The sequence below is a fragment of the Nocardiopsis sp. NPDC006139 genome (genome assembly GCF_040614155.1).
GTDB lineage: Bacteria > Actinomycetota > Actinomycetes > Streptosporangiales > Streptosporangiaceae > Nocardiopsis > Nocardiopsis changdeensis.
Genome location: NZ_JBEXTT010000019.1, coordinates 29,897 through 41,324 on the forward strand (window position 1 = coordinate 29,897; position 11,428 = coordinate 41,324).

The following is an 11,428-nucleotide window of genomic DNA, read 5'->3' on the forward strand; positions in this document are numbered from 1 at the left end:
GGGCCGGAACGAGGACGGCCACTGCGCCGCGTGACCAGCGGTGAGCCCGAACGGGTGCGGAGCAGCGGTTTCCACGGGTGCGCTTTGCCCGCACATCCCCCGGAAGCCCTCGCCACCGACGTCACCGCGGCCCCGGCCTCGGGTCGCGCCGCGAAGGGCGCTGAGACGGAAGGTGCGGCCGCGTGACGGGGATGCTGCTGCTGGCCCTGGTAGCCCTTCCCGCCGTCGCTGCGGCGGCCGGATCGATCCGGAACCTGCGTCCCCTGGCTCCCGTGCTGGGCGCGGGCGCCGCACTGTCGGCGACCGCACTGGCCGGGGTCCTGGCCGTTTCGGTGGCCCTCGGCGGGCCGGTGGCGATGGTGCTGGCCGCTCCGGACGGACGTGTCTGGACCGGGTTGGCAGCCGACCACCTCGGGGCGATCGTGCTGTTGCTGGTGTGCGCGGTCAGCGCTGTGGTCCAGGTGTTCGCCCTGCGCTACCTGCGCGGCGACCCGGCCGCGGCCGGGTTCGCCATCACGGCCGGGGCGCTGACCGCCGCGACCGCGGCGATGGTGGCCGCGGTCACGCTGGTCACCCTGGCGGTGGCGTGGTCGCTGACCGGTGTCGCCCTGTGGCGACTCGTGGGGATGTACCGGCCGGCCCCTTCGGCCGTCGAGGCCTCCCGCCGCACCGCACGTGTGGTCATCATCGGAGACGTCGCGCTGTGGTCCGGGGTGGTTCTCGCGGTCGCCGTCTGGGGCGATCTCGACCTGCGCGACCAGAGCGACGCGGCCGTCGGCGGCGCGGTCGGCACGGCGGTGGCCTGCTTGCTGGTGATCGCCGCGGCCGCACGGTGCGCGCAGTTGCCCTGGCACCGGTGGCTGTCGGCGACCCTGGCGGCTCCGACCCCGGTCTCGGCGCTGCTGCACGCCGGTGTGGTCAACGCGGGCGGGGTGCTGCTGGTGAAGCTGTCGCCGATCTTCGGTGCGGCACCGGTGGCGACACACCTGGCGTTCGCCGTTGGCGCCGTCAGTGCCGTGGCCGCCACGGCGGTCATGCTGGCCCGTCCCGACGTCAAGGGCGCGCTGGTGCACTCCACGATCGGGCAGATGGGTTTCATGCTCATGACCTGCGCGCTCGGCCTCTACGCGGCGGCGGTGGTGCACCTGGTGGCGCACGGGCTGTTCAAGGCCGCCTTGTTCCTGGGCTCGGGGTCGGCGGTGCAGCGCCACACCCAGCGCGTCCTGGCTCCTCCCGTCCCCCGGCTGACCCCCGCGCGTTCGGCACAGGTGGCCGTCCTCGCCGTGGTCGTCGCCGTCGTGGCCGTGGCCGTGGCGGTCTGGTGGCTGCCTCCGCACGCCGCAGGCGCGGCGCTGCTGGTCTTCGCCGCGGCCACCGCAGCGCGGCTGGCGTGGGGATGGCTGCGGCGCCACCCGACCGTGGGGGCGCTGGCCACCGTGGTGGTCGTGCTGCCGGGCGCGGTGATCGGCTACCTGGCCGTGGTGGGGGCGGTCACGGAGTTTCTGGCCCCGAGCGTGCCCGCCGCCGCCCCTGCCGCAGTTTCGGCCTGGTTGCCGGCGATCGTGGTGGCGGTGTCGGTGGTCGGAGCGCTTTTGGTCCACCGGGCGCCCGCACGCGGTCTCGGCCGCTGGCGCGACCGTCTCTACGTATTGGCGTTGTCCGCCGGGCAGCAGCGTACGCACACCACCGCCCCGGGTCTCCCGCCACGGCCGGTGCCCGCACCGCACCCGCGGCCGGTGCCCCTACCGGAGGAAGTCGGGGCGTGATCGGACGGCCCCGAGCCCTCGACGGCACGCCCGGACGGCTTCCGGCGCTCTGAGGGGAGCCGCTGGAGCCTCCCGGAAGCGCGGTCCCCGGGGATTCACCCGGTCGCGCGTTCCGCCACCGTCATCACAGCAGGAGGAGTCGCAACCCATGACCACCGGACCCATCACCAAGGCCGCTCCCGACACCGCCACCTCGGCGGCCGAGGTGCGTGCCGTGGTCGCCGACGCCGCAGCGTTCTTGGCGCCGACCTGGCCGCTCGCCGACTTCATCGCTGTCAACCCGCTGTCCGGCCTGGTGGACCGGCCGTTCGCGGACGCGGCCATCGCCGCCGCGGACCTGTTCGGAGCGCGGGTCACCCCGGAAGAGGCCTGGCTGCGGGCGGCGTGGCGGCACGGGCGGATCACCGACGACGACGTGCGTGCCGCGCTGATCCGCCGCCACCCCGAGGCGCTGCGGTGCCCACCGCTCACCCTCGGCGGCCGGACCTACGAGCCGGTCGACCTCCTGTCGGCCGATCTGCACCAGGGCATCACGAACCCCCCGCCGATCCGCCGGGCACGCACAGCGACCGAAGTGCTGGCCCCGGACATGGCCGCCCTCCTCGACACCCACACGATCCAGTGGTGTTCGGCCTACTTGGACGAGGGCCAGTCCACCTGGCGGATGCCCGGCCGCGACCGAGGCTTTTACCACGCGTGGCGGGCTCTGGCCGCACACGACGTGACCCTGCCGCGGCGTCTGCGCACACGTCTTGGGGACCTGCCCGAACGGGACGAGCAGGCCGTCGCGGAGGCTCTGGCCGCCCTGGGTGTCCCGGAGGACCAGCGCACCCGCTATCTCCAGGCCCATCTGGCGTGCCTTCCCGGCTTCGCCGCCCACATCCGGTGGCGGGGTGAACGACAGGACAGCGGTATCGACCTGGTCGCCTACCTCGCCCTGCGGTTGACCACCGAAGCCGCCGCGCTCACCGGGACCCACACCCACGGTACGGCGTGGAACTCGGCCTCCGCCGACCTGCTCGACACCCGGCAGGCCACCACCGGACCCGAAGATCGGGCCCGCCACCTACTGGAGGCCCTGGAGATCACCGGCACCGACGCGGCACAGCGGACCGAGTTGGCGCGGTTGCTCGACCGACTCCCGGTGGAACAACGGACCCTCGTCTGGCTGGACGCCTACGAGGACCACTACCGGAGCCGACTGCTGCGCACCCTGAGCCGCTCGGCGCCCGAGTGGACCGACGCCCCGCCGCGGGCACAGGTGGTGTGCTGCATCGATCCCCGTTCCGAGGGACTGCGTCGCCACCTGGAAGCGCTCGGCGACTACCAGACCCTGGGATTCGCCGGATTCTTCGCCGTCGCCATGCGCTACCGCGACCTCGCCGGAGGGGCCGCTCGCGCCCAGTGCCCGGGCCCGATCACGCCCCGGCACACCGTCACGGAACGCCCCAGCGAGGGCCGACAGCGCGCGGCCGAACGGTCGCTGACCGGTCGCCGGGTACTCGCCGCGGCCGACCACTCCCTCCACGCCGCCAAGGACGACCTGGTGGCACCGTTCGTGCTCGCCGAATCGGCCGGTTGGCTCCTGGGCCCGTTGGCCGCGGCCAGGACCTTCGCCCCCGGTGCCGTCGGCGCCGCCCGCGCGTGGTGGACGCGCCGCATCACCGCCGACCCTGCGACCGAGATCTCCCTGGAGGACGCCCTCACCCCCGAGGAACGCACCGCGACCGCCGAGGGCATCCTCACGCTGATGGGCTTGACCCGGGGGTTCGCACGCCTGGTCGTGCTCTGCGGGCACCGCGCCCACACCGACAACAACCCCTACCAGGCCGCGCTGGACTGCGGTGCATGCGGGGGGCACCCCGGCGGCCCCAACGCCCGCACCGCCGCCGCACTGCTCAACGATCCGCAGGTCCGCCGACACCTCTCCGAACGCGGCATCGGCATTCCCGACGACACCCGGTTCGTTCCGGCCGAACACGACACCACCACCGACACCGTGCGCCTGTTGGACACCCACCTCCTGCCCGACACCCACGGCCAGGACGTCGACCGGCTCACCGCCGACCTCCGCACGGCCGGCGCACACCTGGCCGCCGAGCGCTGCGCCACCCTACCGGGCGCACCCTCCCACCCCAGCCCACGGCGCGCGGCGCGCCACACCCGCACGCGCGCCCGCGACTGGGCCCAGGCCTTCCCCGAATGGGGTCTGGCCGGCAACGCGGCCTTCCTCATCGCGCCCCGCGCCCTCACCCGCGGCATCGACCTGCACGGCCGTCTGTTCCTCCACGACTACGACCCCGACCTCGACCCGGCCGGCACCGTCCTGGAGACCATCCTCACGGCACCGCTCGTCGTCGCGCACTGGATCAACAGCCAGTACTACTTCGCCGCCACCGACCCCCAGGCCTTCGGCGCCGGCAGCAAGGCCCTCCACAACGCCGTCGGCGGCGGCCTCGGCGTCATGACCGGTCCCACCGGCGACCTCCGGTCCGGCCTGCCCTGGCAGTCCCTCACCGACGGCCACCGCGCCCGGCACGAACCGCAACGCCTGCTCACCATCGTGCAGGCACCCTTGCACCGGTTGGACACCCTCATCGGGCGCCACACCGTGCTGCGGCACATGTTCGATCACGACTGGGTCGGTCTCGCCGCACGTGAGCACCCCGATCAACCCTGGCTCCGCTACACCCCTACAGGTTGGCGGCCTTGGTGCCCGGCCGCAGCCGCTCCGGAGGACGGCCGTCCTCCCGCACCGCTGCGCACATGACGACCGGGCACGTGCAGCGCCACTTCACTCCAGAGAAGGGAAGTATCCGATGAATACGCTCCTGTTGGTCCGAAGCGTGGACGACGTCAGGTCCGCGGTCGAGAACGTGAGCGACTACCTGGTCAACTATCGACGGCAGTTCGGAGATGAATCGGGAGCGAACCGGCTGCTCGGGGTGTGGATCCGCCCCGAACTCGAAGCCGGACTGCCCGTGTCGTATGCGGAAGACACCGACGCCGCCCCCTCACAATCACACACCGTGAAGGCGGTGTGGATCGAGAGGTCGTTCTCACTGGCGGGCATCTGGACCCTGTGCTGGATGGACGGACCCGCCCTGCGGGAAACACCGGATCCGTTCGAGTGGCAGAACCGGATTCTTGACTCCCTGGTGGCGGGCCCAGTGCCCGAACCGGGCTCTCCGGAGGTGTTCGTGCCCGTCTTCGCCGAGGGTGACGCCGTGGAGACGAGCATGACGGCGCTGCGGGCCCGGCAGCCGCACCTGATCACCGAACACTGGTACGTCCATGACCGAGAACACGGCATCGTCGGGCCGCTGAAGCCCACGGAAGAGTGAGCGCTTCTCTCCTGCCACCACGTCACCCATCGCATCAGACCAGCCGACCGACCGGGGAACCCGTCCCGGCCGTCGATCACGAGTCGAGGAGAGATCATGACGTCGTACCCGACACCCGTACCGATCACCGTTGCCCACGGTGACGGAATCGGTCCGGAGATCATGGAGGCCGCGCTATCCGTGCTCGACGCAGCCGGAGCGGCCCTCGATATCGACACGATCACCATCGGAGAGTCGGTCTACCGGGCCGGTAACCCCGCCGGCGTCACTCCCGAGGCGCTCGAATCCATCCGCCGCACGGGCGTGTTCCTCAAGGCCCCCATCACGACCCCGCAGGGCGGTGGATTCAAGAGCCTCAACGTCACCGTGCGCAAAACGTTCGGCCTCTTTGCCAACGTCCGGCCGTGCGTCGCCTACGCACCGTTCGTCGCCACCAGGCATCCCGGTATGGACGTCGTCATCATCCGGGAGAACGAGGAGGATCTCTACGCGGGCATCGAACACCGCCAGACCGACGAGGTCGTCCAGTGCCTCAAGCTCATCTCCCGGCAGGGGTGCGAGCGGGTGATCCGTTACGCCTTCGAGTACGCCACCACCCATGGGCGGACCAAGGTGACCGCGTTCACCAAGGACAACATCATGAAGATGACCGACGGCCTGTTCCACAAGGTGTTCGACGAGGTCGCCACCGACTATCCCGAGATCCGAGCCGAGCATTGGATCGTCGACATCGGTGCGGCCAAGCTCGCCGACACCCCCGAGGCGTTCGACGTCGTCGTCCTGCCCAACCTCTACGGCGACATCCTCTCCGATGTCGCCGCCCAGATCGCCGGATCGGTCGGCCTCGCCGGAAGCGCCAACATCGGTGAGCGGATCGCCATGTTCGAGGCCATCCACGGATCCGCCCCCCGGCGGGCCGGCCAGGACGTCGCGAATCCCTCGGGGCTGCTGCTGGCCGCGGTGCAGATGCTCGTCCACATCGGACAGACCGACGTCGCGAGCAGGGTGCACAACGCATGGCTGCGGACCATCGAGGACGGCGTCCACACCTATGACGTCCACCACCCCGACACCAGCACCGCCGAGGTCGGCACCCGGGCGTTCGCGACCGCGGTCATCGAGCGTCTCGGCCAGGGCCCCGAACGGCTTCCGGCGGCTCACTACACGCAGCGCGGGCCGATCACGGTGCAGCTGAAGGACCGGCCCCCTGCCGCCAAGACCCGGCTCGGCGTCGACGTGTTCGTCCACGAGAACGGGACCACCCCGGCCGAGCTCGCCGACAGGCTCGTCCCGCTCGCCGGACCGTTGCGGCTTGACATGATCTCCAACCGGGGTCAGAAGGTGTGGCCGGGCGGCGCGGCCGAGACCCTGCTCACCGATCACTGGCGATGCCGCTTCCTCGACCCGGACGGTTCCACCACCGCCGCCGAGATCGTCGCCCTCCAGTCCCGGATGGTGGAGCACGGCATCGAACCCATCAAGACCGAAGGTCTCTACGCGTTCGACGGCGAGCCCGCCTTCACCCGTGGCCAGGGCCAGTAGCCGCCGCGGGCCGGGACGGTCGCCCGGCCGGCGGCGGGAGGTCGCGGTGCGCGGGCCCCGGCCGAGCGTGTTCCCGTGCCGTACCACCTGCCGGTGGGCGGTACAGCGGACTGTTCGAGGATCCTCGTGACTCGGTGTGAGCTGCCGCGGCCGGATCGACACGGAGATGCATGGCGGTAGTCTGCGGCCCGTGAGGGCGGGGACCCGGACCACCAACCATTGGAAGGCCGGGGAGATTCACGGGGGCGGTCTCCCCAAGTTGGCCCTGCGCTTCCTGTTCAGGCGCTCGTCTCCGCACGCGCGGGGCTGGTCGTCGGGGGTGAGTCTGCGGGGGCGGCGTCCACAGAGCCATGGCAGTAGTGCTCCCCGCAGATGCGGAGGTGAGTACAGCGTGCTGACAGTGGTGGGGTCTAGGGAACAGCTCAACTGGACAGGATGGTCCCTTCCAGGTTCAGGCGCCTGGTCAGCGAGATGGCCTGGGTGCGCAGCGCGGGTCGGGCGCGGTGTACCACGCGGTTGAGGATCGTGTGGGCGTCGGGGTTGAAGCGCAGGTCCTCGGCGCCGGTGATCTCGGCCTGGAGCAGGTACAGCATCGCCGCGCCCGGGTCGTGCTGGAGGACGTGGCCGCGCGCCAGGTCCAGGGCCCAGGTGGTGTGCCGTTCGCGCGAGGCCAGGGCGGAGGCGTCGACGCGGTCGGCCATCGCCAGCGCCGAGGCGGCCTGACCTTGTTCCAGCTCGATGTTCATCATGTGCATGCCCACGTTGACCGGGCCGAAGCAGGTGCGCCCCACGTTGGTCTCGCCGGTACGGTCCGCCAGAGGAGCGGCGTGTTCCTCGATCCACCGCAGGGCACCGAAGGCGTCACCTGATCGGGCGCGGGCGACCGCGGCGGTCAGCCACAGCGCCCCGGTGATCGCGGCGACCTCGCGGCCGGAGGCGGGCCCGATGCGGGAGGCCGCCTCGCGGGCGACCTCCAGGGCCGAAGCGTGTTCACCGAGACCCAGGAGCGCGTGCGCGAGGTTCCACCGCGCGGTCGCCACTCGCACGGGATCCTCGGATCGCTCGGCCGCCCGGAGTCCGCGTTCGGCCGCCAGCAGAGCCAGGTCCGTGAGGTTGATCCGGCGTGCCACCGTGCGCAGAAGCCCGTAGGTGTCCGCAGCCAGGGCCCTGTCCGCGGGGGATGGTTCGGCAGCGCAGTACCGGACCACGTCCCTGGTCAACGGGACGATCAACGGGAAGAGCCTGCTGTAGCGGTCGGGCGTTCCCTGCCAGATCTCCCATGCCCGGTCGACGCGCTCGCGCAGTTCGGGAAGGTGAAGATCGGTCGCGTCACCGGCGGTGGTGCCCGAGTGGAGTGCGCTGTGCAACTGCGTCGCGATATGCCCATCGGTAGGCTCGGCCGGGATGTCCTTCACCTCACCGAACAGTTCTCCGACGGGTACTTCGAGGGCACGGGAGATGGCCTCGACGGTGTCGAGGGTAGGGGTGCGCTGCCCGCGCTCGATCTGCCCCAGATACTCCGGATTCAACCCGGCCAGCCCCGCAATGACCGCCTGGGACTTGCCCTGACGCCGACGATGCCACCGTAGTCTCTGCGCGAACGACTTCCCCAGCGACATGTCCGGCCTTTCAACGTGAGGGGCGCGGGCCAGAAGCCCATCGTAGAACGGCGCTTTCGACCACCGGCCGCCTTTTCCCCATCGGAGGCACGATGCCCGACACCCTGCTCGTCCTCTGGGACGTGGACCACACCCTGATCGAGACCCGAGGCGTGGGTGGCGAAGTGTTCGCCGAAGCCTTCGAAGCCGCCACCGGGCGTCCCCTGTCCGCGGGGATGGCCAAAGCCGCCGGGCACACCGAACCGGTCCTGCTGCGTAAGACCCTCCACCTGAACGGGATCACTGATCCGGGACCGGAGGTGTTCGAGCGGTTCCTGCGGGAACAGGCCGACGGATACCGGCGACGCCAGGACCGGCTGCGGACGCAGGGCCGAGCCCTGCCCGGAGTCACCGAGGCACTCCAGACCTTGAGCCGACGACAGCACATCGTCCAGAGCGTGCTCACGGGGAACACACGGGCGGCGGCGGAGATCAAGCTCGCTGCCTTCGGCCTGGACCGATGGCTGGACTTCGATCTGGGGGCCTACGGCGACGATGACGACAACCGCCCAGCCCTGGTCGAAGTCGCACACCGACGCACTGCGGAGAAGCTGGGGAAACCGATCAGCATCTCGCAGATCGTCCTGATCGGCGACACCCCTAAGGACGTGGAGGCCGCGCTGACGTCCGGAGCTCGTGTCCTCGGAGTGGCCTCCGGGGCGAGTTCGGTCGAGGAACTCCGCCGGGCGGGTGCTGACCGGGTGCTCGCGTCCCTCGCCGATACGGACATCGTGGAGCTGCTCTCCGAACTCGTCGAGAAGTGACCATTCCTTCGCCATCTCAGTCTTGCCGGGTGTGCGGGGTCCTGGCCCCCCGCATGCTACCGACCGGGCCCGTCCGCCGGGAGCACGCGAACACCCAGCTCATCTGCTGCGGGGCCGGTGTCGATCCATGTCGGACGTTTTCCTAGCTCTGCGCTCACCCTTGCTCGGGGCCAGAACCATCGACCGGCCACAGTCGTAGCGTCGTTCGTTCATCGCGTGACGAAGATGGGCGACCCGGTGCGGCTGTATTTCGATAAGGAAGAACGGAAGGGTCCCACCAACCGGTGGGACCCTTCTTCCTGGTCAGGTAGAGCGGACGCTAAGAACGCACCCGTTTCGCGGCGGCCACGAGGCCCGACCACTCACCCGACGGGAACAGCAGAGCGCCCAGTTCCCGATGCCGGGTGTCGCGCACGGCCGACACTCCGGGAAGATCCCCGACCTCCACGCAGTCCTGGCCGTGGGACGTGGAGTAGCTGGCCTTGCGGAACACGAAGTCCCGGTCCGCGGTCCGGCGGAGAGGGTGAGTCACGGCGGACGTCCTTTTCACAGGTTGTTCAGTACTTCTTCCAGATGGGCCACGGTCTCGTCGGGAGAGGCGGCCCTGGCCGATATGTGATGGAACACCAAGTCATATCGGTCGGTCTTGGAGGTCTCCTCCAGCAGGAGGCTCTCGGTCAGGGTCTCCAGGTGCACCACCGGGCGTTCGGTGGGTTCGAAGTTCAAGATGGCGAACGGCGAGCCCATACCGGGGTGGGCGCCGGTGCTGTCCAACATCACCTGGAGCGTGAGGTGCTCCGCTTTGGTCAGCTCGATCAGGTGTCGGATCTGCTCGGCATGTACCTCGGAACTACCAACGGGTTTGCGGATCGCCGCCTCGTCGACGACGGCCCACACCTGGGGCGGCTCCGGGCCGCTCAGGATCGACTGGCGCTTCATGCGGGCTTCAACTCGCCGCTTGATCTCGTCCTCGTCGCGGATCCCGCCTCCGCGCACGACCGCCGTGGCGTAGCCGGGAGTCTGGTACAGCCCGGGCACCAGATACCCCCACGAGCGGATGCGGCGGGCGGCGGCTTCGAGACCGATGTAGTTGGGGGAGCCACCGTAGAGGTCCTCGGTCTCGCTCCACCACGCCTTGCTACGGCCCTCGGTGACCAGGGTGAGGATGTACGCCCGGCGGTCCTCGTCTTCGACGCCGTAGTAGTCCAGCAGGTCCTTGACGTCCCGTGGCGACGGGCGTTTCCACTGGTTGTTCTCGATCCGGCTCAGCTTGGAGCGCGCCCATCCGAGGGTCTCGGCCACATCGACGGATGTGGTCCTGCGGCCGTCCGGCTGCACGTGTCCCTCTCGCAGTGCCCGCAGCTCTGCGCTGAGTCGGCGGCGGCGCGCCGTGGGGCTGGAATCGCTGGAACCGGTCGTCATGGGGCCTTCTCGCCTGATCTGCATCCTACGGTCCGGACGAACTCCAAGAAGCAAAAATCAGACAGTCTAAATAAGGCATTGCTTTTTAGACTGTCTGAGTTCATGATGGAGTCTCGTTCACCCCAGCCGGGAGTTCAACCCGGTATCCGTACAGGAGGTCGCTGTGCGCCACCTGCTCTTCATCGTTTCGGGGGTGTGGCTGCTCGTCCGAGCCGTGGCTTTCAAGGCCACCCGGGCGGTCGACCGGACCCGCCACCACGCAGTGCCCGAGCCTTCGCCGGTCCACGCCACCCCCGTCCGCCTCGTGCTGCCGAGCGCGACCACGGGTCGTCCCGCGCCCCGGCTCCCCGACCGTCCGCAACTGCCCTGGGAGAAGGCGGGCGCCGATCGGGGAAGGCAGACCCTCGTCGCCACCGCTTCCCCTCACAGCCAGGAAGGCCGGGAGTGGTGATCACCTTGAGCGCGACGCAGGCGCCCTTGCGCCAAGGGAGGCGCACCTTGCCGGGAGAAGACCTCGGGTCGGTCTCGAAGGCCCGTTCCTGGGTGACGGGGACCCTCCTCCGCTGGGAGGTGGAGCCGCCCGAGGAACTCCCCATGCTCGTCTCGGAACTCGTGACGAACGCGATCAAGCACACCCGCAGCGGTCTGCCCGATGGCCGGGTCACCCTCCGACTCGACATCTATGGAGATCGGATCCGGCTCGTGGTCAAGGACGCTGGCCCCAGACCCGGGCGCCGCGTCCGGCGCGGCGATCCGTCTCCGGAGGACACACACGGCCGCGGCCTCCTCCTGGTCGAGGCCCTGAGCCTGGCCTGGGGGCCGATCAACACCGGCTCCGGCGTGTTCGTGGAGATCTCCCGATAACAAGCGCCCTGCGCATCCGGGGCGATCCCCGACCCCATGCGCGGGCCGAACGGCCGCCGCCTGCCGTG

Annotated in this window: 10 protein-coding genes; 7 read left to right on the forward strand and 3 right to left on the reverse strand. The window is 70.3% G+C overall.

The window, feature by feature from the left end:
- Positions 1-191: 191 nt before the first annotated feature.
- From ABZ249_RS23045 to ABZ249_RS23060, 4 genes are all read left to right on the forward strand, one after another.
- Entirely contained in the window at positions 192-1,766 is a 1,575-nt protein-coding gene (locus ABZ249_RS23045) for a proton-conducting transporter membrane subunit (RefSeq protein WP_017567562.1), read from the forward strand.
- 148 nt (positions 1,767-1,914) lie between these two features.
- Positions 1,915-4,536, forward strand: coding sequence for a DUF2309 domain-containing protein (locus tag ABZ249_RS23050; RefSeq protein WP_017567561.1), 2,622 nt, complete (start codon positions 1,915-1,917; stop codon positions 4,534-4,536).
- A gap of 106 nt (positions 4,537-4,642) precedes the next feature.
- Positions 4,643-5,110, forward strand: a complete 468-nt coding sequence (locus tag ABZ249_RS23055) for a hypothetical protein (protein ID WP_355266449.1) — start codon at positions 4,643-4,645, stop codon at positions 5,108-5,110.
- A gap of 96 nt (positions 5,111-5,206) precedes the next feature.
- A complete protein-coding gene (locus ABZ249_RS23060; protein WP_017567559.1) occupies positions 5,207-6,652 on the forward strand; it encodes an NADP-dependent isocitrate dehydrogenase in 1,446 nt (481 codons plus the stop codon).
- A 422-nt stretch (positions 6,653-7,074) separates the two neighbouring features.
- Here the strand turns inward: ABZ249_RS23060 and ABZ249_RS23065 are convergent, their stop codons facing one another.
- Entirely contained in the window at positions 7,075-8,271 is a 1,197-nt protein-coding gene (locus tag ABZ249_RS23065) for a helix-turn-helix transcriptional regulator (protein ID WP_083934852.1), read from the reverse strand.
- Positions 8,272-8,363: 92 nt separating this feature from the next.
- Here ABZ249_RS23065 and ABZ249_RS23070 point away from each other — a divergent pair, with 92 nt between their 5' ends.
- Positions 8,364-9,074 carry a haloacid dehalogenase-like hydrolase gene (locus tag ABZ249_RS23070; protein WP_017567556.1) on the forward strand — a complete coding sequence of 237 codons (711 nt, stop codon included), beginning with the start codon at positions 8,364-8,366 and terminating at the stop codon, positions 9,072-9,074.
- A gap of 319 nt (positions 9,075-9,393) precedes the next feature.
- Here ABZ249_RS23070 and ABZ249_RS23075 read toward each other — a convergent pair whose 3' ends face one another.
- Both ABZ249_RS23075 and ABZ249_RS23080 read right to left on the reverse strand, forming a co-directional pair.
- Positions 9,394-9,606, reverse strand: coding sequence for a DUF397 domain-containing protein (locus ABZ249_RS23075; protein ID WP_017567555.1), 213 nt, complete (start codon positions 9,604-9,606; stop codon positions 9,394-9,396).
- Between the two features lie 14 nt (positions 9,607-9,620).
- The gene (locus ABZ249_RS23080; RefSeq protein WP_026115261.1) at positions 9,621-10,496 is read right to left on the reverse strand and encodes a helix-turn-helix transcriptional regulator; all 876 of its coding nucleotides are present in this window, start codon (positions 10,494-10,496) and stop codon (positions 9,621-9,623) included.
- A gap of 163 nt (positions 10,497-10,659) precedes the next feature.
- On the opposite strand from ABZ249_RS23080, the gene ABZ249_RS23085 reads away from it, so the two are divergent.
- A complete protein-coding gene (locus ABZ249_RS23085) occupies positions 10,660-10,947 on the forward strand; it encodes a hypothetical protein (RefSeq protein ID WP_017567553.1) in 288 nt (95 codons plus the stop codon).
- A complete protein-coding gene (locus ABZ249_RS23090) occupies positions 10,944-11,360 on the forward strand; it encodes an ATP-binding protein (protein ID WP_355266643.1) in 417 nt (138 codons plus the stop codon). The genes ABZ249_RS23085 and ABZ249_RS23090 overlap by 4 nt, the downstream gene beginning before the upstream one ends.
- The last annotated feature ends 68 nt before the right edge of the window (positions 11,361-11,428 follow it).